The sequence below is a fragment of the Campylobacter concisus genome, from assembly GCF_002092855.1.
Taxonomy (GTDB): domain Bacteria; phylum Campylobacterota; class Campylobacteria; order Campylobacterales; family Campylobacteraceae; genus Campylobacter_A; species Campylobacter_A concisus_AI.
In genome coordinates this window covers 170,059-193,063 of the sequence record NZ_LVLC01000030.1, presented here as the reverse complement: position 1 = coordinate 193,063, position 23,005 = coordinate 170,059, and the positions used below count along the sequence as shown (strand labels likewise).

Annotated in this window: 18 protein-coding genes; 12 read left to right on the top strand and 6 right to left on the bottom strand. The window is 36.5% G+C overall.

Going from position 1 to position 23,005, the window contains the following annotated elements:
- Positions 1–2 precede the first annotated feature (2 nt).
- From gyrB to dnaA, 3 genes are all read right to left on the bottom strand, one after another.
- Entirely contained in the window at positions 3–2,312 is a 2,310-nt protein-coding gene (gene gyrB, locus A3223_RS08695; protein ID WP_084109964.1) for a DNA topoisomerase (ATP-hydrolyzing) subunit B, read from the bottom strand.
- A 14-nt stretch (positions 2,313–2,326) separates the two neighbouring features.
- Positions 2,327–3,400 carry a DNA polymerase III subunit beta gene (gene dnaN, locus A3223_RS08690; RefSeq protein ID WP_084109963.1) on the bottom strand — a complete coding sequence of 358 codons (1,074 nt, stop codon included), beginning with the start codon at positions 3,398–3,400 and terminating at the stop codon, positions 2,327–2,329.
- A gap of 154 nt (positions 3,401–3,554) precedes the next feature.
- Positions 3,555–4,865, bottom strand: coding sequence for a chromosomal replication initiator protein DnaA (gene dnaA / locus A3223_RS08685; protein WP_054195855.1), 1,311 nt, complete (start codon positions 4,863–4,865; stop codon positions 3,555–3,557).
- Between the two features lie 122 nt (positions 4,866–4,987).
- Here dnaA and ruvC point away from each other — a divergent pair, with 122 nt between their 5' ends.
- The 4 genes from ruvC to A3223_RS08665 all read left to right on the top strand — a co-directional run bounded on the left by ruvC (position 4,988) and on the right by A3223_RS08665 (position 7,932).
- Positions 4,988–5,467: a crossover junction endodeoxyribonuclease RuvC gene (gene ruvC, locus A3223_RS08680; protein WP_178140253.1), complete on the top strand. Its 480-nt coding sequence runs from the start codon at positions 4,988–4,990 to the stop codon at positions 5,465–5,467.
- A gap of 17 nt (positions 5,468–5,484) precedes the next feature.
- The gene (locus A3223_RS08675; protein WP_084109962.1) at positions 5,485–6,174 is read left to right on the top strand and encodes an MOSC domain-containing protein; all 690 of its coding nucleotides are present in this window, start codon (positions 5,485–5,487) and stop codon (positions 6,172–6,174) included.
- Between the two features lie 134 nt (positions 6,175–6,308).
- Entirely contained in the window at positions 6,309–6,824 is a 516-nt protein-coding gene (gene luxS, locus A3223_RS08670; RefSeq protein WP_084109961.1) for an S-ribosylhomocysteine lyase, read from the top strand.
- 1 nt (position 6,825) lies between these two features.
- Complete coding sequence (locus A3223_RS08665; RefSeq protein ID WP_084109960.1) at positions 6,826–7,932, top strand: DNA adenine methylase; 1,107 nt, start codon at positions 6,826–6,828, stop codon at positions 7,930–7,932.
- Positions 7,933–7,983: 51 nt separating this feature from the next.
- Here the strand turns inward: A3223_RS08665 and thyX are convergent, their stop codons facing one another.
- From thyX to A3223_RS08650, 3 genes are all read right to left on the bottom strand, one after another.
- Entirely contained in the window at positions 7,984–8,613 is a 630-nt protein-coding gene (gene thyX, locus A3223_RS08660; RefSeq protein WP_084109959.1) for an FAD-dependent thymidylate synthase, read from the bottom strand.
- Between the two features lie 118 nt (positions 8,614–8,731).
- Positions 8,732–11,176 carry a flagellar hook protein FlgE gene (gene flgE / locus A3223_RS08655; protein WP_084110027.1) on the bottom strand — a complete coding sequence of 815 codons (2,445 nt, stop codon included), beginning with the start codon at positions 11,174–11,176 and terminating at the stop codon, positions 8,732–8,734.
- Between the two features lie 120 nt (positions 11,177–11,296).
- The gene (locus A3223_RS08650) at positions 11,297–12,664 is read right to left on the bottom strand and encodes a Na+/H+ antiporter NhaC family protein (protein WP_084109958.1); all 1,368 of its coding nucleotides are present in this window, start codon (positions 12,662–12,664) and stop codon (positions 11,297–11,299) included.
- Between the two features lie 119 nt (positions 12,665–12,783).
- Here A3223_RS08650 and pyrE point away from each other — a divergent pair, with 119 nt between their 5' ends.
- From pyrE to ccsA, 8 genes are all read left to right on the top strand, one after another.
- Positions 12,784–13,392 (top strand): orotate phosphoribosyltransferase, encoded by a 609-nt coding sequence (pyrE, locus tag A3223_RS08645; protein WP_084109957.1) that lies wholly within the window; start codon positions 12,784–12,786, stop codon positions 13,390–13,392.
- A 246-nt stretch (positions 13,393–13,638) separates the two neighbouring features.
- The gene (locus tag A3223_RS08640) at positions 13,639–14,328 is read left to right on the top strand and encodes a response regulator transcription factor (RefSeq protein WP_084109956.1); all 690 of its coding nucleotides are present in this window, start codon (positions 13,639–13,641) and stop codon (positions 14,326–14,328) included.
- Positions 14,318–15,745 (top strand): ATP-binding protein, encoded by a 1,428-nt coding sequence (locus A3223_RS08635; RefSeq protein ID WP_084109955.1) that lies wholly within the window; start codon positions 14,318–14,320, stop codon positions 15,743–15,745. Before A3223_RS08640 ends, A3223_RS08635 begins: the two co-directional genes overlap by 11 nt.
- Before the next feature lie 95 nt (positions 15,746–15,840).
- Positions 15,841–17,907 (top strand): multiheme c-type cytochrome, encoded by a 2,067-nt coding sequence (locus A3223_RS08630; RefSeq protein WP_021090404.1) that lies wholly within the window; start codon positions 15,841–15,843, stop codon positions 17,905–17,907.
- A gap of 44 nt (positions 17,908–17,951) precedes the next feature.
- A complete protein-coding gene (locus tag A3223_RS08625; protein ID WP_084109954.1) occupies positions 17,952–18,710 on the top strand; it encodes an FKBP-type peptidyl-prolyl cis-trans isomerase in 759 nt (252 codons plus the stop codon).
- A 20-nt stretch (positions 18,711–18,730) separates the two neighbouring features.
- Positions 18,731–19,402 (top strand): 4Fe-4S dicluster domain-containing protein, encoded by a 672-nt coding sequence (locus A3223_RS08620; protein ID WP_084109953.1) that lies wholly within the window; start codon positions 18,731–18,733, stop codon positions 19,400–19,402.
- 1 nt (position 19,403) lies between these two features.
- Complete coding sequence (nrfD, locus tag A3223_RS08615) at positions 19,404–20,369, top strand: NrfD/PsrC family molybdoenzyme membrane anchor subunit (RefSeq protein ID WP_084109952.1); 966 nt, start codon at positions 19,404–19,406, stop codon at positions 20,367–20,369.
- A 14-nt stretch (positions 20,370–20,383) separates the two neighbouring features.
- Positions 20,384–22,999, top strand: coding sequence for a cytochrome c biogenesis protein (gene ccsA, locus A3223_RS08610; protein WP_084109951.1), 2,616 nt, complete (start codon positions 20,384–20,386; stop codon positions 22,997–22,999).
- Positions 23,000–23,005: the final 6 nt, after the last annotated feature.

Below are 23,005 nucleotides of genomic sequence, written 5' to 3'. Positions count from 1 at the left end.
TTTTAAATATCTAAGTGTTTAACGTCTTTTGCGTGGTCTTGGATGTAGTTTCTTCTTGGCTCGACCTCATCGCCCATGAAGAGATTAAACGTGTCAGAGGCGCTTATAGCATCGTTTATATTGATCTTTAAAAGTCTTCTGTTCTCAGGGTTCATCGTAGTTTCCCAAAGTTGCTCAGGGTTCATCTCACCAAGACCTTTGTAGCGCTGAATATATGCGCCTTTTTTCGCATTTTTCTCTACTTCATCAAGCACATCTATAACGTCACTATGCAAGTCTAGGCCGCGCTCTTTTATCTTTTGGCTGATGTAAAGCGCCTCTTCGTAAAGTGGATTTGTGAATAAATTTTCATTTACTACAAGCTCTTCTAGGCCGCTTTCAGTTTGCACATAAATTCTAACCTCATCTTCGCTAACGTAGTGGTTTAGTATATTGTGACCCTCAGCTTTTAAGAAATTCTTTAAAATTTCAAAAATTTCATTGTAGCTTTTTGAGACAATGTCTGGATTTTCTATCATATAGCGGATCGCTGAAAAGACGTTAAAGCGTTTTTCAAGCTCTTTTAAGACGCTTCTATAAGCTGCAACGATCTTTAAGAAATCAATCAAATCAGCACTGCCTATACCCTCTATATCAACACCTTCGATACCAGTTTCGATGAGAAATTCATTTAGCGCCTTTTCATCTTTTAGATAAATTTCTTTCTTACCTTTTTTATATCGGTAAAGTGGCGGCTGAGCTAGGTAGATGTGGCCATTTTCTACAACTTTATTTAAAAATCTAAAGAAGAAAGTTAAAAGTAGCGTCTGAATGTGGCTACCATCGACGTCGGCATCGGTCATGATGATGATCTTATGATATCTAAGCTTCTCAGCGTCAAATTCATCTCCGATGCCACACCCTAGCGCTGTTATCATATTTTTTATCTCATCAGACTTTAAAATTTTATCTAGTCTTGCCTTTTCAACGTTTAGAATTTTACCTTTAAGCGGCAATATCGCTTGAAAAACCCTATCACGTCCTTGCTTTGCAGAACCGCCCGCAGAGTCGCCCTCCACTAGATATAGCTCGCTAATTACTGGATCTTTGCTTTGACAGTCAGCTAATTTGCCAGGTAATGTGCCTACGCTCATGCTCTCTTTTTTGCGAGTTAGATCCCTAGCTTTTTTAGCGGCTTCTCTACCACGAGCTGCCATTAGAGCTTTATCCATTATCGCTCTTGCTTCGATAGGATTTTCTTCAAAATACTTTGTAAGCACATCAAAAACCATCTTTTGAACGATAGGTTTTACATAGCTTGAGCCTAGTTTACCCTTTGTTTGTCCTTCAAACTGCGGCTCTGGCACCTTTACACTTACAACTGCGATTAATCCCTCGCGGATATCTTCGCCAGTTATCTTTGTATCTTTTTCACGTGCAGCAGCGTTTGCTTGAACGTAGTTTGTGATAACTCTTGTAAGGCCTGCTCTAAATCCAGCCTCGTGTGTACCACCATCTGGAGTTTTGATGTTATTTACAAAGCTTAATAAATTTTCACTATAAGTATCGTTATAAAGCAGCGCAAAATCAACAAGCACGTCATCTTCGCCGCCACTAAATGATACTGCTTTACTGACAGCATTTGCCTTGTTCATATCAGTTACAAAGCTCTCAAGTCCACCCTCAAAATGAAAGCTCTCGCTTCTGCCATTTCTTTGATCTTTAAAATTTATAGTTATCTTTGGGTTTAGATATGCTAGCTCGCGAAATCTTTTTACTAAAATTTCATCATCAAATTCAGTCACTTCAAATATGCTATCATCTGGCCAAAACTCGACTTGTGTGCCTGTGCGGTTTGTAGTTTTTATAACTTCAAGATCGCTTTGCGGGATACCTTTTGCAAATTCTTGTCTGTGAAGTTTGCCATCACGTTTGATATTTACGACTAGCTTTTTAGAAAGAGCATTTACAACAGATACACCAACGCCGTGAAGACCGCCAGATACTTTATAAGTGTCCTTGTCAAATTTACCACCAGCGTGAAGCACTGTCAAAACAACAGTCGCAGCCGAAATTTTTTCAGTTGGGTGCATATCCACTGGGATACCACGGCCATTATCGCTGATGATCGCTGAGCCCTCACGTGTAAGCTCAACATCTATCGTATCGCAGTATCCGGCCATCGCTTCGTCAATAGAGTTATCAACTACTTCATAGATCATATGGTGAAGACCGCTTATGTTAGTATCACCTATATACATGCCCGGGCGCTTCCTGACCGCCTCAAGCCCTTTTAGTACTTTAATATTTTCTGCGCCGTAATTATTTTCCATAATCTTGCCTTATCTTATAAATTTATCGGCATTATTACTGTTGTTAATTCTTTTGAATTTACAACAAATGCTAGTGAGCTTTCATTAAATCCAAGCTCAAAATTTTCATCCTCGATACTACTTAAAAAGTCAAGTAAATATCTATTTTTTATACCTATGAAAAATTCATCTCCAAGCTCTAAACCAGTTTGATAATCTATCGTAGTTTTTGCTTCAGAATTATCTTCTATAACACTTTCAAATGTTATATTGTCTTTCGTAAAGGATATTTTCATTGTATCACTTAGCATTGAGATAGTTTTTATACCCTCTATCATCTTATCTCTACTTAGCTGAAGTCTTTTTCTTACCTCTTTTGGTATTACACGCTCGTAATCTGGAAATTTACCATTTATAAGTTTTGTGAAAAATTCAAAATTTTGGCTTTGAGCGATTAAGATATTTTCATCATAGTAAATTTCTATCTTGTCAAAAAATAATTTTTGTATTTCATTGATAGCTTTTTTAGGGATTATTAGTGAAAATTCTTTTTCAGTTGGTGTTTGAAATCTAAATACACTAAGTCTTCTTGTATCAGTACCAACGATGTTTATAAAGTCTTTTTTAATATCAAGAAAAGCTCCGTTTAGTTCAAATTTTGGGTTATTGCTATCAATACTTGGTAAAATTTTCTTTAAACTTCTTCCTAACATAACAGCGTCAACATCAAATTTTGATTTGCCCTCAATCGTTGGAAACTCTGGGAAATCTTCAAATTTATACATTGGAAGTTTGTATTTTGAGTTTTTTTGTTTTATATAAAGATAGTTGTTTACAGTTTCTAACATCACTTCTTCGTCTTTTAGACTTTTTATAATGTCAAGTAGTTTTTTACCATTTGCAGTTGCATAACCTTCATCTACGATTTTTACGTTACTTAGCTTATATGCTAGACCTATTTCATGATCAGTTGCTTTTATGTTTAAAACACCATCTTTTGCTGAGATATAAATGTGAGAAGTTATAGCACTAAGATCTCTTTTTTCAAGATATGGATTTGTATTTGTTACTATGCTTTCAAGCATATTTTTGTTTATTAAAACCTTCATTAAAAACTTCCTTCTATTTTTAAATTTAATTTTTTTGTTTTAGTAGGTGATGTTAAAAAGTGAAAAGTACTTTTAAACACCGAAATACAGCTATTTGAAATGTGAAAAATTATATTTTCTTTTTCACATTTATTCACAAATTTCATATTGTATTTTATCCTTTTGTCAAAATTTTATTTTTTAATTCAGTAACTTTTAGACTAAAAATTTCATTAGTTTGTATTAGCTCATTTATCTTTTTAATATTATGACTAACGGCACTGTGATCTTTCATACCAAAATAGTTTGCAATTTGTGGCATTGAGTTTGTTGTAAGCATCTTTGCAAGATATATGATGATTCGTCTTGCTTCTACGATATTTGTAACTCTTGATTTGCTTTTTATATCACTTTGTTTGATATTTAGTTCTTTACTAACTATTTCAACGATAGTATCGAAATTTATATTTTCACGTTTTTCTTTGATCAAATCTTTTAATATACTTTTTGCAAGATCGAGTGTGATCTCTTCTTTCATAAGAGTTTTAAATACGTTTAAATTTATGATAGCTCCCTCGATCTCACGGATATTATCCCCCATGTTTGTAGCTATGTAGTTTATGACCTCTTTATTTAGATCGATTTTATCAAATTCGCATTTTTTGATGATGATGGCTATTTTTGTATCAAGTTCAGGCGGCGTAATATCAGCCATAAAAGCCTTATCAAATCTTGAAATCATCCTATCCTCAAAGCCTTTTAGTGTCTTTGGAGGTCGATCTGAAGTCATAACTATTTGACCATTTTTTGCTAAAAGTTCATTATATGTGTTGAAAAATTCCTCTTGGATTTTATCAGTTTTACCAAGAAACTGCACATCGTCTATTAGTAAAACATCGCAGTTTCTATATTTTTCACGAAATTTTGGCATTGAGTGGTTATTTATGTGACTGGTAAAATCTATCATAAATTGTTCGCTAGTTACGCAAATAACGGTTTTTCCTTTATTTAGGCAGTGATTTCCGACTGACTGGAGTAAGTGAGTCTTGCCAAGTCCCGTCGTTCCATATATAAAAAGTGGATTATAAAGTACGCCAGGTTTTTCAGCGGCTGCTTTTGCGCTTAAAAATGCGTATTGATTTGAAGCTCCACAGACAAAATTTTCAAATGTGTAGCTTGGATTTAAAATGCTACTTTGCGTTTTTATCTGCTTAACATTTATTTGATTTTGTTTTGATACCTTGCTACTTTTAGTAGATGAAATTTCTATATTTGGTTTTATGCCTGTTCTAACTTCATATAGATGAGCGATTTTATCAGCATATCTTGTATTTATAAATTTAGCCATTAACTCATTTGGTGCAGTGAATACTATAATATGATCGTCTGAAGCCTTTTCGTTAAATTTTAATTGCTTGATATAGCTTTGGTATTCTTCAGGTGAAATTTGTGTTGAAAGATTTTCTAAAATTTCGTCTGCTATCAAATTTTTATGCCTTAAATTTCGAGAATTTTTATAGTGATACTATCTTAAATTTAATAAAACCTTTGTTAAACTCTGACAAACTTTTTCACATCGTGAAAAAGTCGTGAAAAAGTATTGAAAAGATAGTGATGAAAATTTTAGGAATCGATCCAGGTACGAAGAATTGTGGTTATGCAATACTTGAAAAAAATAAATTTAAAACTACTCTTCTTGAAGCAGGACTCATAAAAATAAAACCAAACACACTTCAGTATCAGATTACCGAGCTTTGCGAGGGGCTTGATCTCATCTTTAAAAACCATAAATTTGACGAGGTCGCAATTGAAGATATATTTTTTGCCTACAATCCAAAAACGGTTTTAAAGCTTGCTCAGTTTCGAGGGGCACTTAGCCTTAAAATTTTACAGCTTCATGGTGATTTTGCCGAGTATACACCGCTTCAGGTGAAAAAGACGGTCACTGGCAAGGCTAAAGCTGATAAAGAGCAAGTGGCATTTATGGTGAAGAAAATTTTAGGAATAAATAAAGAGATAAAACCGCTTGATATTACCGATGCAATCGCGATCGCGCTAACTCATGCAAATAATTTAAGAATAAGCTAAATTTTGATAGGAAAAAGATGGCAATAGTAAAAGCATTACTAATTGGTGAGGTGAAAAACTACGGCTCGCAAAGTGCTACTAATAAGCTAAATACACCATGGAGTTCAGCTATATTTAAAGTAGCTCAAAATGGCGAAATTTTCGCAAATGAACTTGGCTTTGTGGGTGATAGTGTCGCTGATACAAAGCACCATGGCGGCCCTGAAAAGGCAGTTTTTGCAAATTCATTTGCAAATTACGCCGATTGGGAGAGTTTTTTAGGATTAAAAAATATGGCTTATGGAGCTATGGGTGAGAATTTATGCATTGATGGACTCGATGAGAGTAGTGTCTGTGTAGGTGATATACATAAAATCGGCTCACTTGTGCTTCAAGTATCGCAGCCTAGAAAGCCTTGCTTTAAGCTCTCAAAAAGATGGGGCAATGAAAATATGGCTACTCACATCTTTGAAACTGGCCTTACTGGCTGGTATTACCGCGTCATAACACCAGGATCGTGCAAAGTGGGCGACGTGATAGAAGTTATAGAAAAAGATCCAGTTTATATGAGCATTTTAGAAGTAAATAGACTTTTTTACGCTCCAAATAAAAATTTAAATTTACTAGAGAAATTTAACTCTCTCACCACTATTCCAAAAAGTTGGTATAGTGACATGGAAAGACGTATTCAAGGTATTTATAGCACAGAATATATGAGAAATTTATAATAGTAAGTAAAATTTTTATTATTTTAATACCCACAAACATTCAAATATTGCAAGGCTTATGTGAAATTTTGCATGAGCCTTTAAATTTTAAATATTTTTTACGCTAGAATTACCAAAAATTTAAAGGAGAAGATATGCCATTACTTGATAGTTTTTGTGTAGATCACGTAAAAATGCAAGCCCCAGGAGTAAGACTAGCAAAAAGTATGAAAACGCCAAAGGGTGATGATATAAGTGTTTTTGACTTGAGATTTTGCAAGCCAAATGAAGAAATTTTGCCAGAAAAAGGTACTCATACATTAGAGCATTTGTTTGCTGGCTTTATGAGAAACCATCTAAACGGCAATGGAGTAGAGATCATTGACATCTCACCGATGGGCTGTAGAACTGGTTTTTATATGAGTGTCATTGGCACACCTAACGAAGAAGCCGTAAAAAAGGCATGGTTAGCCTCTATGAAAGATATTTTAGAAGTCAAAGACCAAGATAAAATCCCAGAGCTAAATAAATTTCAATGCGGCACTTACAAGATGCACTCGCTTGATGAGGCACACGCCATAGCAAACAAAATTTTAGCACAAGGTCTAGTCATCATAAATAACGATGAGATCAAGCTTGACGTTGATGCTATGGGACTAAAAAAGCACTGATTTGAAGCCAGCTAAACAAGAAAATCAAGCCTATCTAAAAGAGCAAATTTTAACCTATCTTGGTAATAAACGCTCTCTTTTAGGCTTTATAGATCTAGGCGTAAAATATGCAAAAGACGAGCTTAAAAAAGAAAAGCTTAGCTGCTGCGACCTCTTTAGCGGAAGTGGCGTGGTGGCTAGGTTTTTAAAGCAAAATAGCGAATTTTTAGTCGCAAACGACTTGGAGCTTTATAGCTTTATCACAAACTCATGCTATCTGCAAAACGCCACAAATGATCTAAAAAATGAGATAAATTTTTGGCAAAAAAAGCTTGAAAAAGAGATAAAAAATAGTTTTTCTGAAGGCTTTATAACAAAACTTTACGCCCCACAAGATGATAAAAATATTACCGAGGGCGAGCGGGTCTTTTACACAAGAAAAAATGCTATCTTCATCGACACTACAAGAAGGCTCATAGATGAGCTAATGCCAGAGGAGATGAGAAAATTTTTCATAGCCCCACTACTTTATAATGCAAGCGTACATGCAAATACGAGTGGAATTTTTAAAGGTTTTCATAAAAATAAAGAGGGCATCGGTCAGTTTGGCGGTAGGGGGCAAAACGCCATCTCAAGAATCACTTCTGATATAAATTTGACTAAGCCAATTTTCTCAAATTTTAAAGTGCCTTTTGAGGTCTATCAAAAGGATGCAAATTTGCTCGCAAAAGAGCTTGATGGGCTTGATCTAGTCTATCTTGATCCGCCATATAACCAGCACCCATACGGCTCAAACTACTTCATGCTAAATCTCATCGCAAGCTACGAAGAGCCAAGTAAAATTTCAAAAATTTCTGGTATCGCAAAGGATTGGAACAGATCAGTTTTTAATAAAAAATCGTCAGCAAGCGAGGCATTTTTCGAGTTGATAGCAAATTTAAAAGCAAAATTTATACTCATTTCATTTAACTCAGAGGGCTTTATCAACCAAGATGAATTTGATAAAAATTTAAAGCAGATGGGCAAGGTTCATCTGCTTCGTCAAAAATACAATGCCTACCGCGGCAGCAGAAATTTAAAAGCTAGAAACATCCACGTAGACGAGCTACTTTACATTTTACAAAAGTAAATTTACTGACATTTCATCACTTCTAAATCACAAATCATACTAACGTAAATGTTAGTTTGACTCATCATCTGGCAAACACTTCTCAAATATAAATTTATGCTTATCAGGCAAGGCATCGTAGATGGCATTTGCTAAATTTCTTATCTCCCAAAGGGCTGATTTTGAGCTTCTTAAAGAGATGAAATTTTGTAAGCTTCTAGCATTTATGCTCCATGTAAGCTCAGTTTTGTAGCACTCTGGCAAGCAGTATTTAACTATGTCAAGACTCTTTGTCGTTGTAGCTAAAATTTCACGTAAATTTTCAAGTGCTTTTATGCTTGCGTTATCGACTAGTTCGTCATTTGTTAGTACGATAAATTTAGCCGCACGCTCAAACTGCCCTGCTTCAAATTTCTCCTCTTTTTTTAGCTCTTTTAGTGTGTAGCGAGTTGATTTGACGCTTAAGCTCGCTAAGCGGTGACGAGCTAGCTCTTGAAGCAGCGCACGAGAGATACCTTGGATGTAGAAGTTATAGTATAGGTGCTCTAAGGTGGAGGCGTGTTTAAATTTATTGCCTACTCTATCTATTAGCTCAACATCTTTTTCGCCGCCGTTATCGCCTTTATCAAAGCTTTGCCAGCATGTGCGGATAGCGTGAGAGCAAATATTTAGTGGAGTGTGATTTAGTAGTGTTACTTGCATTTTTTCTCTTTTGTAAAATTTTTTAACATTTTACAAAAAGAAGGCTGATTTTATTTGTAAATTTAAAGCATAAATTTTAAAGGGAGACAAACGCTCCCTTTTGTAAAAGTCTTAGTTATTATTGTTTTAATTGAAGAAGTGTATTTAACATCTCATCACTTGTTGTGATCGTTTTTGAGTTTGCTTGGAAACCTCTTTGAATAACGATAAGATCTGTTAGCGCACGGCTTAGATCGACGTTACTAGCTTCAAGTTTTGAAGCTGCGATCGTTCCTTTATCGCCTGTACCAGCTGCACCGATAACTGCTTCGCCTGAGTTTGCGGTTTGTGAAAAGACATTTCCGCCCTCGCTTTGAAGACCTTCGTTATTTGTAAAGGTAGCAAGTGCTACTTTAGCTAGGCCAAAGCTTTGGCCATTTGAAAATGAGCCTATTATCGTTCCAGTCTCATCTATTTTTATGCCGTTTAATGTGCCACCTGTGTAGCCATCTTGCGAGATTGACTCAGTTGATGAGTCTTTATCAAAGCTTGTTAAGCCGTTAAAGTCAGTTCCAAGACCAAAATTTAAACTAATGTTTTGGCCACTTTGTGAGCCGTTGTTAGCTGAAAATGTTATCGTTGCTGGATGGAAACTTGCAAGTGAGCCATTTGCGTTAAATCTAGCTGTACCAGTTATAACGTTATCTGGGCCCTCGCCTGTGTAGTTTATCTTAGCTGGCTCTGGCACTTGTATAACCATGCTCCACTCAGTTCCACCATCTGTTGTAGTGCCCGTTTTCGTCCATTTGATACTAACTGTGTGTTTTGAGCCAAGTGAGTCAAAAATTTCTGCCGTTGAGCCGTGGCTTGACATCATCATCTTTCCACTTGCTCTTAGAGCTTGGCCTGGGCTTAGTGCGCCATCAAGTGCTTTCATAATAGTTGTAAGTCTAACATTTTCATTTACAGCTGAATTATTTGTACCTTGAGCTGGCTTTGTAAGGCCAGTTGTTGTCATGTAAAGTGCATGATCTGCTACTTCATTTGATGGATTTTCTAGTTGAAATTGACCTAGTTTATTTACAGTAATCTTTACACCATCATTTGTATCATCACCTGCAAGTGCTTGAAGTGCCGCGATACCAGCTGCATGCTTTTGATCTGGAGTACCAGCTGCAGCGGTATATGCTGTATTATAAGCTGTTTGATATGCAGTGTTAGTTATGGCTGCTCCACCAGTTCCAGGTGCTATTCTATGTGCTGCGGTTGCTAGTTTTGCAGCATCTAGTGCATCTGAGTTTGCTCTTATTTGGCCGTCACCGTTGTAGTCAACGTGGTTTCTAGCATCTTCTTGCATAGCAGCGCGAAGATCTTCTGTTGTTGTTACTTGTCTTGCGATTTTATCGTTATTTGGATGAACAGCTGTTGTTTGTGAGCTTGTATAGACATATTGATAAGCTGTGATGATATCTTTATCAGCTAAACCAGTAACAGTATTTCCGCCATTTACTTTTAGATGGATATTTTTTGTCTCTTCAGTAGTGCCTGAGTTATTTCTATTTATAAGTGTTAGTTTATTACCTTCTGAAATTTCAGCTCTAACGCCAGTTTTATTGTATTGAGCATTGATCGCAGCTGCAACATCACTGATACTTGTTATTGTGTTAGCTTGAGATTTGATGTTTGTGCCATTGATTGTGATATCAAGTGTTGCTGCTGGGTTTATCTGTCCGATACTTTGTGGCAATCCACTTCCTACTGTAAATTTTTCGGTTTTAGCATTTGCATAGCTCACCCAAATACCTTGTCCATCTCTTAACGCAAGACCATTTCCAAGCTCATCAAATGTAACACCAAGATCGACGCCACGCTCTGTTAAATTTTGCTCTTTTTTCGAGTTTGTATAAAACTGATCATTATTTACATCATTCTCGTTATGGACTTCGTTTGCATTTAAAATTCCGTCATTGTTATAGTCACGTCCACCAGCAACAGAGTCTAGTGAATAAATAGGCGTACTTCTTTGTCCTATGGTGTTGCCTGAGTCAAGGTTGCCTTTTATCTTTACTTCTGTTGTTGCTCTTGCTGGAGTAGTAAGACCTTCTTTGATCACAATATTTTTTATCGGTCCAGTTGAGTCGATAGTGCCAGTCTCTTCATCTCTTGTCCAACCTTGAACGACATAGCCACTATTGTTTACAAAATTTCCAGCTTTATCACGGACAAAGTCACCATTTCTTGTATAGTATCTTGTAGTTCCACCATCTGGAGATACGACGAAGAAACCATTTCCTTGAAGTGCAAGGTCTGTTTGCTTATCAGTAGATGTCAGTGTGCCTTGTGAGAAAATTCTCGTAGTTGAGTTTATAGTCGTTCCTAGACCTATTTGCATAGCGTTTTGACCGCCTAGCTGACCTTGTGGAGCAGTAGCGACTCTTGGAGTTTGGCTTAGTATATCAGCAAAATTTGCACGGTTGTATTTATAACCATAAGTATTGACATTTGCGATATTATTGCCTTCTACGTCCATGGCTATCTGGTGGGCTTGCAGGCCTGAAACACCAGACCAAAGTGATCTCATCATTGACTTATCCTTTTTGCATTTTAAATTTTTATATTTTTCAAAAGCAAAAGATGTTCCAAAATTTATATTGATAAAAAGTAGAAGAAATAAAAAGAAATTTGGCGTAATTAACGCCAAATTTTATCCAAGTATCATAGCTCCAACTATGCCACCGATGATGAGTGGGATATTGAAAAATACAAATGTAGGCACACAAGTATCATATATGTGGTTGTGCTCACCATCAGCATTTAGACCGCTTGTCGGCCCAAGTGTGCTATCGCTTGCTGGGCTTCCAGCATCTCCTAGAGCTGCAGCGATACCAACTAACAAGATGATGGCTGGTATGCCAAAACCAAGGCTAACGCATAGTGGAACATAGATAGAAGCTAAGATAGGTATCGTACCAAAGCTAGTGCCTATACCCATCGTAACGAGAAGACCAATAAGAAGCATCAAAAATGCTCCGCCTATCTTGCCGCCAGATACCAAGCTAGCGTATTTTACAAGCTCGTCTATGCCGCCACTCTCTCTTAAGATAGTGCCATAACCTGCAGCAACTAGCATGATAAAAGCGATAAATCCCATCATAGCAAGGCCGTTATCCATGATTTTATCTACTTTTTTGTATTCGATGCCGCCAAAAACGACCATAACCAAAAGTCCAAGTAGTGCGCCAAGAGGTAGCAGCTCAGTATAAATTTGCACACCAAAAGCCACAACTGCACCAGCTAAAACCGCCCACTCTTTTTTAGTCATCTCAAGGCTTTTTGCGCGCTCGATCTCATCAAGCTCTTCTTTTTCAAATTTTGAAGTTTTATAAACTCTTTTTTTACCGTAAAAAAGTATGGCAAGGATAAGTCCAATAAGCATAGAAGCGCCACCTATCCACATAACAGAAGATATATCAGAAATAGATGTGGTTATGCCGTTATTTGCTAGCTCTTTTTTTAGGATATTGTGAAAAAGCAGACCAAAGCCAACGCTAAGGCTTACATAAGGTGCTTGAAGACCAAATGTCAAAGCACAAGCCACGGCACGTCTATCTATTCCCATTTTATTCATAATAGCAAGAAGTGGTGGAATCAAAATAGGTATAAAAGCTATGTGAACTGGGATTAAATTTTGAGATAAGCACGCTATAAATGCAATAGTTAGTATAAAAATCACTTTATTTGAACTAAGGAATTTACTCAAAGCATTTATCAAGATAGCAGTTAAATTTGTATTTGCGATGGCGGCTGCTAAAGCACCAAGTAAAATATAACTAAGCGATGTTTCAAGATTGCCTTGCATACCGCTTATAAGGCTTTGTGTAGTCTCTTTTAGGGCTGTAAAGAGGCTATCTATTCCACCTGCAATGCCACTTTCAAATCCACTAAATCCATGCTTATACATTACTCCCGCAACAAGAGCAGAGATAAGGATAGAAAGCAAGATGTTAAAACGCAATAGACAAAGTATCGTCATCACTAAAATGCTAAAAACAACTGGGTTAAATATAAGCATGAGCGTCCTTTTTGTGAGTGTTGAGAGATTATACAAATGTGTGGCTTATTAAATTTTAAAAAGAGTGGCTTAAGTGGGCTTGTGTTAAGATTTTGAGTAAATTTTAAAAGGAAAAAACGATGGATTTAGAGAAAATTTATAAAGAGGCTGGGGCATATTTAGAGGGACATTTTTTACTAAGCAGTGGCAATCACTCGCAGTTTTATCTCCAAAGTGCAAAGGTACTTGAAGACCCAGCTTTGGCTGGAAAGCTAGCTGATGAGCTCGCCTGTGTGATAGAGAAATTTGGCATTAAATTTGATAGCGTTTGCTCGCCTGCACTTGGAGGAATTTTAGCTGGCTATGAGCTAGCTCGTGCGGCAAAGAAGCGTTTTATCTTTACAGAGCGAGTTGAAAAGATAATGAGTCTTAGACGTGGTTTTGAGGTGAAAAAAGGTGAGAAATTTATCGTTTGTGAAGACATCATCACGACTGGCGGCTCGGCACTTGAAGCAGCACACGTAATAGAGAGCCTTGGCGGCGAGGTAGTTGGCTTTGCAGCGCTTGCAAATCGCGGCTTTTGTAAGGTCGCAAATTTAGACAATGAGGCTAAGCCAAATGCTAAACTGCCAAGCGATAAGCCATTTTTTGCTTTAGGAAATTTTGAGTTTGAAATTTATGAGCCTGAGCATTGCCCACTTTGTAAAAATGGAAGCAAAGCGATCAAACCTGGAAGCAGAGGCAATTAAAATTTAATACTATAAATATAGCTATCTTTCTTTTTTAAAATTGATCGATAGCTAAAATTTTTAGAAAGATCCAAAAATAGTACTCATAGAAAATTTTTAATAAAGATTTTACACCACTTCAACAAAAATTTATAGTTTAATTTTTAAAAGTAATCTGTCTTTTATATTGGTATGAATTATTTTTTAGATAATCTTATTTTTTAAGCTACCAAGTGATAATATCTGCTCAAAAAGCGAGATGAAGCTATGCAAGAATATGATATTTTAGACGTTTTATCAAACAAAAAGGTCCTTTGTCTTGAAGATGAAGAGGCGATTTTAAAAAATATTTGTGCTTCTTTGGAGCTATTTTTTGCCGAGGTAAATGGCGTAACAGATGGCTATGATGCACTTGAGCTAGCGATGAGCGATGCTTATGATGTTTTGGTGCTTGATATAAGTGTGCCAAATATCGATGGCCTAGAGATCGCTAAAAAAGTAAGAACCATAAATCAAAAAATTCCTATCGTGATCTTATCAAGCCACGTCGAGCAAGAGTATTTGTGGAGAGCGGTTGAGCTAAAGATCACAAGATATCTTGCAAAGCCATATGATAAAAAATCATTTATAAAGGCCCTAGAAGACGTTGCTTTAGAGCTTGTTGGACGTAAGCCGACTCTTAGGCTAAATGATGAAGTAGAATACGATTTTGGTAAAAAAGTACTTTATATAAATGGTGAAATTTCTCATCTAAGCAAGAGTGAAAGTAGGCTTTTAGAGTATTTTTTAAACAACAAAAATCAAACTATAACTTATGAACAAATTTTTGATTATATTTGGGAGTATGAGCAGCCAAGCAAAGAGGCGATAAAGACGATTGTAAAAGAGCTTAGAAGGAAGCTTGGCAAAGATGTGATTAAAAATTTATATGGTGTAGGTTATCTTTGTGAAATATAAATTTCAGCTAATCGTAAGTGTTTTTATCTTTGTTTATCTCTTAATATCCGCACTTGTTTTAAATTTTTATAATAATCTTGCAATGAAAGATGCCAAAAAAGAGGCGTATTATGTGCTTGAGAGCATAAATTCTGTAAGAGAGTACATTGCAGGCGTTCAGCGTCCGCTAATAGAGCAGCTAAAACATGATGGCATTATAAAAGAGGATTTTTTTGACGAGAGATTACTTTCATCTTCATATATAAGCCGTGAAATTTATAATATCCAAAAGAAAAAATACAATCTTGACTTTGACTACAAACTAGTCGCCATGGCACCTTTAAATAAAGCTCATAAACCAAATGAATTTGAAGCGCAGGTGTTAAGAGGCTTTAAAGAGAATAAATTTAGTGAGTTTTCAAAGATTATAAAAGATGAAAATGGCTCACAATTTTTTGTAGGGCTTCCTATAAAAAGTCAAAATACATCTTGCCTAGCCTGTCATAATAGCGAAAGTGCTCCAAAACAGATGTTGGATCGTTATGAAATTTCAAATGGAAAAATTTCTGAAGCAAGTGAGATGATGGCAATGCTATCTTTTAAAATCCCACTACGTGCCATTTTTTCTTACCATTTAAAAGAGGTTGTCATCATAATGAGCGCGATAGCCTTTGTATTTGGGATATTTTTGCTACTTGTTTATAAGATGCATAGGCGTGGCGAAGAGAGTAAAAGACAGACTGAGCAGCTAATGATACATCAAAGCCGCCTAGCCTCAATGGGCGAGATGATAGGCAATATCTCACATCAGTGGAAGCAACCTTTAGCTCAAATCAGCTCAGCTTTAATAAATTTAGAACTCTATCAGGAGCGAAAAAAACTTGATGAAGCAAAAATTTATGAGTTTATAGAAGAGACTAGCAAACAGATAAATTTCATGTCTGAAACGGTTGATGATTTTAAAAACTTTTTTAAGCCAAATACTTTAAAAAGGGAGTTTAGCGTAGAGGAAGTGGTAAATCAGACTATAAAAATTCTAAACGCCTCACTTAAGAAATATCAAATTGAAATAGAGATCGATATAAGAGAAAATTTTACGATTTTTGCAAATTTTAATGAAATAATCCAAATTTTAATAAATATTATAAATAACGCAAAAGATGCATTTAAACAAAGCTATGTAAAGCCAAGAGTAATAAAAATTTATACTTTCATAAAAGATAATCGTAAAAATTTATGCGTGCAAAATAATGCAGGAGCGATAAAAAATTCATTTTTAAAGGTTATCTTTGAGCCACACTTTAGCACAAAAGAGTCTGGCAGTGGGCTTGGTCTATATATGAGCCGGCTAATCGCTAGCAAAAATAACGCCCTAATCTTTGCTAGAAATGTAGATGAAAATAGTATTACATTTACAATTAGTTTCGAAAATTTATAATTTATTAAAATTCCCCCTTTTCTGCCCTTTTTTGGTGTTAGTATTATCAGTATGAAATCATTTTGATTTTAGGATAAAAATTTAAAGGAGGGCACATGAGAAATCTACAAAAAGCCTTAGCTGGTTTGCTCATGGGTGTTAGCATCTTCGCTTCACAAGCCTGTTGCGAAGAGCATAATATGCAGATGTCCGATAAAGCACGTGATGTTATCGCAAATCCTAAAGGCACACTGCAAAGTAGAGGTGTTATCTCCTTGCAAGACTACGTTGTAGAAGAGCAAGAGATGTATAACTGGTTATTTAAAAACCACCCTATTTTTACAAAATATGGTGGTAAAACCGTCGGTAAAATGGTCGTTCACGACCGTGGCTTAGAGTGGCTTGCCGAGGGACATGGCTTTGATATGTCAAAGCTTAGTAAAAGAGATGGCGGTAAGGGCTATAGTTCTATGATGTATAGAATTCCAGCCACTTCATCACTTCAGTTTCCTAACAAATTTGTAGGACCAGAAAAGTGTGGTGAGTGTCACCCAGCTCAGTATGAAGTGTGGAGCAGATCTCGCCACGCAACTACTATGCGCTTCCCTGGCGAGCACCCAGAGGTTAATAACAACCTAACTGAGCCAGTATTTGACAAAGATACCGCTTCTATCCTTCCAAAAGGTATCACTCCAGATGTTATCTACGCAACTGTTGGTCACTTAAGAACAAAAATGGGCTACGTTGATGCGTGGCTACTTCGTGGTACTTACTACGTTGAGGGTGGTTTGCTAAGAGATGGCACAGGTCAGATCGTAGCTGGTGGTAACCAATGGCAAAGAACATGGGCGTTAAATTTAGACGACGCAACTGTTAAAAAGATAAAAGAGCTTGTCCCAGAATTTCCTGGCACTCTTGAAGAGTATGGCGACAATGGCGGATATGTTAGAGGTCTAGCTTCATACGCCGCAAAACACAAAAAGTCGATGTTTTTCCAAGCGAACTCATCATATTGTGAAGTTTGTCACCCAGTTAAATTTGATTTCAAATCAAAAGCAGAATTTTACGCAGCACTTGGTAATGCCAAAGAGCTTCAAAAACACACTATCTCAAAAGGCGTAAGCTGTGAGGAGTGCCACGGAGCTGGCGGTCACCTTGATGGAGCTACAAATTTTAGAACATCAAACTGTGAACGCTGCCACCAAAGATTTAACTTTAGCCCAGATCTAGCTCGTGCTAATCCTCTTAATAACGGCAAGCTTGATCTCTCGCTTAGCTCTAAATTTAAATCAATGGGACCAGGATGTGGTTCTGAAGGTTCACAATCATACTTTACAGCTCACTACGACAAAGGTATGAGATGTGTTACTTGCCACGATCCACACGATAACACAGGTCCAGTTGTAGGTGATAAGAGTGTAACAGGTATGAACTATAACTCAGAGCAAGGCTATCTAAGCTCATTCTATACTAAACCAAAGATTAGAAAAGAGTGTAAAGATTGCCACGAGACTCAAGCATATATCGCATCTAAAGCAGATACTCACAAAGATAACACTTGTGCATCTTGCCACATGCCATTTATGATGAGTTGTGAGAATTTCTACGCTGTTCAGTTCCAAGACAACGCTGGCTTTGATACTCAAAGAAGATCTCACATCTGGAAGATCATGGTTGATCCAAAAGAGAAATCTCTAGTACCAGGCGATGCTGCTAAAGGTCCAAGAGATGCTAAAGATTGGCACTTTGAAAGAGATAAAAATGGCCATAACTACGTTGACTTGATGTGGGCTTGCGCTAGAACATCTTGGGCTGATAAAGATATGAAAGATACCAAAGGCTGCCACAGCCCAGTATTATCTGAGCTAAAACCAACACTTCACTTCAAAAACCAAAAACAAGTTTATGATGAAGTCATGGGATGGCAAACTCCAGTTAAGAATGAATTCTCTGAAGTTAAGATTGGTATTGAAGGACTTTACTCACTACTTGAGACTAAAAAACTTGATGCAAGTGATAAAGTAAGAGTTTATGAGCTTATCCAAAATGCTCAAGAGATCATCGATATGGTTGAAAAAGATGGTTCATGGGGTATGCACGGATTTAAATTTACTAAACAAAAACTCGATGCATCAAAAGAGTATATAAAAGAAGCTCAAAGAATTTTGAATAAAAATTTATAGCATTTAGGGGCTAGTTTTAGCCCCTTTAATCTTAAGGGTTTGATATGAAAAATAAGGTTTTAAAATTTACGCTACTTCTTAGCTTAAGTGCTTCTAGTTTGCTTGCAAATGTAGATTCAAATGAGTCTTATGCTATGGGAGCAACAAGTGGTGGATATGTTTTAAAAGGGTTACTTGAACAAAAACAAATAGGCATTAGCTACGATGCTGAGGCCGTTATCAAAGGTTTTAGTGATGCACTAAAAGGAGAGCTAAAACTAAGCGATGATGAGATAGCAAAGCTACTAAACAAAAGAGCTGAAAATTTAGACAAGATAGTAAAAGAAAAAGAAGCCGCCATACTTAAAGAGAATTTAAAGCAAGGCAAGGCTTTTATGGATAAAAATGCAAAAAATAAAAATGTAAAAACAACAAAATCAAAATTGCAATATGAAATTTTAAAATCAAGCAAAAAGGGAGCGACTCCAAAACAAGAGAGTATCATCATAGCAAACTACAAAGCTAGTTTTATCGATGGTAAGGTCTTTGATGAGACAAAAGAGGCTCCAGCTCATCTTTCTATGCTAAATTTGATCCCAGGTCTTGAAGAGGGCTTAATGCTCATGAAAGAGGGCGATAAGTTTAAATTTGTTATCCCGCCAGAACTTGCGTACGGCGATAGCGGCATGGAGGGCATACCTGGAGGCGAGACTATCGTTTTTGAGATAGAGCTTGTTAAGGTCTTAAAGCCAGGTGAGTTAGCCGAGGCTGCAAAGAAAATTCACGAAAAAGAACTAAATAAGGGCATTAAAAAGCCTCATTAAGATATAAAATGGAGTTAAAAATGCAAAATCAAAAAAATAGAAGAGCCTTTTTAAAAAGCATGGTAGCTGTGGCTGCTGGTGCTGGTGCGGCAAGTAGTGGTTTTGCTTTTAAGAGTGAAGAAAGTGTAAAAAAACCACACTTTGGTATGATATTTGACCAAAATAAATGTGTTGGCTGTACAGACTGCGAGATAGCTTGCAGAAAGGTAAATTTAGTCCCAAAAGGGCAGATGAGACTTTTTATAGAAGATAAGACTAATCCTAAAAATTTACTCGATAAAAGATTTGTAAGAATATCTTGTCAGCAGTGCGTCGATGCACCTTGTGTAGCTGTTTGTCCAACCAAGGCTTGTCATAAAGACGAAAAAACTGGTATACAAACTACAAATATAGATGATTGTATCGCCTGTAAATACTGCATCGTAGCCTGTCCATATGATGTGAGATATATCGATAAGGTTACGCACTCAGCTCAAAGCTGTAACTTTTGCGTAGATACAAATTTAAAGGACGACAAAGAGCCAGCTTGCGTAGAAGCTTGTAGATATGAGGCGATCGTCTTTGGTGATCTTAACGATGAAAATTCGCACATCAGTAAGCTACTAGCCGTAAAAGATAGCATAAGGCTAAGAGCAGAGCTTGGCACAAAACCAAGCCTTAGATATATTCCTAAAGTAAAAATGGGGGTGTAAGATGGATGGTGCATTAAATTTTACTGCAACATTTTCGCATGGAGTAGAGTGGGGCTGGCCGATCGCTGTTTATCTTTTGCTAGCTGGTATGAGTGGTGGAGCGCTAATCGCTGCTATACTTTTAAAACACTATAAAAAGCAAGAGAGCTTTAGCCCATTTTTTAAGGCTGCTTCGCTTTTAGCATTTGTTAGCATCATGCTTGGTATGGTTTGCTTGATAGCTGATCTTGAAAAGCCGCTTTTATTTTGGAAAATTTTGATTAATTATAATTTCACATCAGTTATGTCTATCGGTGTTGCTGGACTTTGTGTATTTATACCGCTTAGCTTTTTGATGTGCCTTTATGCATTTAATGATGAGATTTCAAATTTCTTAGCCAAAAGTTTAAAATCCTTTAGTGCTCTTTTTGCACTAATAATGAAAATTTTAATACCGCTTTATCCATTTTTAAGTCGTATTTGTCTTATTTTTGCTGTAATAATTTGTGCTTATACTGGATTTTTGATCTCAGTTTTGATTAGATTCCCACTCTTAAACACAGCTGTGCTTCCAGCTTTATTTATAGCTTCAGGACTAAGTGCTGGTATAAGTGGCAGTAGCTTGGTCGCAGCAGCTTTATTTAAAGAAGATCCACATTCAAGCGACCTTCATTCGCTTCATAGCGTAGAATTTAGCGTTTTGGGAGCTGAAATTTTACTCATTTTAATGCTTTTTGTATCGCTTTTACTTGGTTCAAGTTATCAGCAAAATGCAGCTGTTGCTTTTTATAGTGGCGTTTGGGCAAATTTCTTTTGGCTTGGCGTTGTGCTAGTTGGCTTTATTGTGCCTTTTGTTTTAAATTTTGCATTTGGCAAAAAAGTAGCTAGTCTAAAATTTAGCTTTTATATCAGTTCATTAGCGGCTGTTATCGGTGTTTTACTGCTTAGGGTGTTTATACTTTATGCGGGACAAACTTATAGCATCTAAGGCAAAGGCGAGCGATGAGAATTTTAAATATCTACCGCTTGTCTTTGATATTATTATTTATTCTTGCTTTTGGTGCAGGGCTTGCGACTTTTTTAGAAGATTTTTATGACACACAAACGGCTAGAGTGCTTGTTTATGAAGCGCTTTGGTACGAGTGTGTTATGCTTGCTTGCACTATTTGTTTAGCCATTAGTATCGTAAAAACCAAGATGCATAAAAAATTTGGCGCATTTTTAATACATCTTGCTTTTATCGTTATCTTCATCGGGGCTGCGCTTACAAGGTATTTTGGCGAAGAGGGCGTTATGCATCTTAGAACCTTGCAAAGCTCAAATGTAATGCAAAGTGTCAAGCCTTATCTTAGAGTCGAAATACTTGGAGAAAATTTTAGTTATCCATTAAAATTAAGCTTATTTGGTAAAAACGACATTGAGTTTAAAAATTTTATAGATGGCAAAGAAATTATAATTAACTTGCTTGGATATAAAAAAGATGAGAAAAATACTCCAGCTACGCTTATTTTAGAAATAAGCTTTAACGGCGAAAAAAAGAGTATTAAACTAAAAGGCGGAGCTGGATATGAGCTGGAGCCTAGTGTGCTAAGTTTTGGTGGGCAAGAGGTGAAATTTTACTTTAGCTCAAAGGCTTTAAATTTACCATTTTCATTAAAGCTTGACGAGTTTATTTTAGAGCGATATGCGGGGCTAAATAGTCCATCATCTTATACAAGTAAAGTAAGTATCGCTGGCAACAAGTACGACATCTCGCTAAATAATCCACTAACGATTGATGGCTATAAAATTTTTCAGTCTTCATACGATCCTGACGAGCTTGGAAGCGCTTTTGAGATCAGCCGCGATCCTGGCAAAATCCCAACTTACATAGGATATTTTTTGCTTTGCCTTGGCTTTGTGGCAAATTTATTTAGCAAAAAGAGCCGTTTTTTTAGGCTGCTAAATTTTATAAAAGGTTCGCAAATCGCATTTTTGGCTATTTTGCTTTTAAATGCTACTCCAAATTTTGCTAATGAAAATAATAAAAATTTAGACGCTCATGCAAGTAAATTTGCCAAAATTTTGACTCAAGCTGATAGCAGAATCGCTCCAGCTGGTTCTTACTCAAGAGCTGTGATAAGTAAAATTTCGACCAAAACTACGCTATTTGGGCTTAGTAGCGAGGAGCTAATGCTATCTTTTGCCATCTCGCCAAAAGAGTGGATGGACAAAAGGATAGTAAAGATCACAAGTGAGCGTGTGGGCGAGCTTTTGGGGGTTAATGAAAAATTTGCTAGTTTTAACGATGTTTTTAACGAAAATGGCGAGTATAAGCTGGCTAAATTTGTAGAAGCTGCAAATGAAAAATCCGCCTCAAAAAGAGATAAATTTGACAACGATGTCATTAAATTTGACGAGAGATTAAATGTCTTATATCTTGCACTAAAGGGAGAAATTTTAAAATTTATACCAGCTAAAAATGGCGATAAATTAACATGGCTAGGCGTAAATGAAGCCTTTGGCTCAAGTGAAATTTCAAGCGAGCTTAAAAGCGTTTTAGGCGCTTATATAGAAAATTTAAGCCTTTGTGTAAAAAATGGCGAGTGTACTGGGGCTGATAAGAGCTTGGAGAAAATTTCAAGCTATCAAAGAAGCACTCTAGGCTCCCTTGCGCCAAGCGAGGCAAAGGTGGAGCTTGAAGTGCTTTATAACCAAATGGAAATTTTTAAATTTCTTATATATTTTTACATGATCCTTGGGCTAGTTTCGCTCGCTCTTGGCTTTTATAGGCTATTTTCTGGAAAGAAATTTAGATTTGAAAAAGCGCTTAGCCTTGCATTTTATTTTGGCTTTGCGGTGCATTTGTTAAATTTAGCTCTTCGTGCTTATATCTCAGGGCATGCACCTTGGAGTGATGCCTATGAGAGCTTAGTGTATATCTCGCTTGCAAGTGTACTAGCTGGAGTTTTATTTTTTAAACATCAAAGCTTTGCTCTTGGAGCTGCTTCACTTTTTGCAAGTGTTAGTTTGCTTGTAGCTCATCTAAATTTTATAAATCCACAAATAACAAATCTAGTCCCAGTTTTAAAGTCATTTTGGCTTAGTGTGCATGTAAGTGTCATTACGGCAAGCTATGGCTTTTTAGGTTTTAGCTTTGTGCTCGGGCTTCTTGGGCTTCTTTTAATGGCTATAAAAAATCAAAAAAACGAGCAAAAGCTTAGCGAGCAGATAAGATACCTCACCGCAACTAATGAGCTAAGCCTCATCATAGGACTTAGCTTGCTAACCATTGGAAATTTCCTTGGCGGCGTCTGGGCAAACGAGAGCTGGGGTAGATACTGGGGCTGGGACAGCAAAGAGAGCTGGTCGTACATTACGATAATTATTTATGCCATTGTGCTTCATTTAAGATTTATTCCAAGATTAAAAAATATTTTTGCCTTTTTAGTAGCTAGCGTGCTCTCTTTTGGTTCAGTTATTTTTACCTATTTTGGTGTAAATTTCTATCTAAGCGGACTTCACTCATACGCAAATAGTGATGGATTTAGCGTTTCAAATTTACTTTATTTGATTTTAATGCTCTTAGCTTTGCTAATCGCCTTTGCTTATAGAGGTAAGGATATAAAAGAGATTTAGGAGATA

Coding starts and splice junctions, on each gene's coding strand:
- gyrB (WP_084109964.1), bottom strand. CDS start 2,312: ATGGAAAATAATTACGGCGCAGAAAATATTAAAGTACTAAAAGGGCTT.
- dnaN (WP_084109963.1), bottom strand. CDS start 3,400: ATGAAGGTTTTAATAAACAAAAATATGCTTGAAAGCATAGTAACAAAT.
- A3223_RS08675 (WP_084109962.1), top strand. CDS start 5,485: ATGGCAATAGTAAAAGCATTACTAATTGGTGAGGTGAAAAACTACGGC.
- luxS (WP_084109961.1), top strand. CDS start 6,309: ATGCCATTACTTGATAGTTTTTGTGTAGATCACGTAAAAATGCAAGCC.
- thyX (WP_084109959.1), bottom strand. CDS start 8,613: ATGCAAGTAACACTACTAAATCACACTCCACTAAATATTTGCTCTCAC.
- flgE (WP_084110027.1), bottom strand. CDS start 11,176: ATGATGAGATCACTTTGGTCTGGTGTTTCAGGCCTGCAAGCCCACCAG.
- A3223_RS08650 (WP_084109958.1), bottom strand. CDS start 12,664: ATGCTTATATTTAACCCAGTTGTTTTTAGCATTTTAGTGATGACGATA.
- pyrE (WP_084109957.1), top strand. CDS start 12,784: ATGGATTTAGAGAAAATTTATAAAGAGGCTGGGGCATATTTAGAGGGA.
- A3223_RS08640 (WP_084109956.1), top strand. CDS start 13,639: ATGCAAGAATATGATATTTTAGACGTTTTATCAAACAAAAAGGTCCTT.
- A3223_RS08630 (WP_021090404.1), top strand. CDS start 15,841: ATGAGAAATCTACAAAAAGCCTTAGCTGGTTTGCTCATGGGTGTTAGC.
- A3223_RS08625 (WP_084109954.1), top strand. CDS start 17,952: ATGAAAAATAAGGTTTTAAAATTTACGCTACTTCTTAGCTTAAGTGCT.
- A3223_RS08620 (WP_084109953.1), top strand. CDS start 18,731: ATGCAAAATCAAAAAAATAGAAGAGCCTTTTTAAAAAGCATGGTAGCT.
- nrfD (WP_084109952.1), top strand. CDS start 19,404: ATGGATGGTGCATTAAATTTTACTGCAACATTTTCGCATGGAGTAGAG.
- ccsA (WP_084109951.1), top strand. CDS start 20,384: ATGAGAATTTTAAATATCTACCGCTTGTCTTTGATATTATTATTTATT.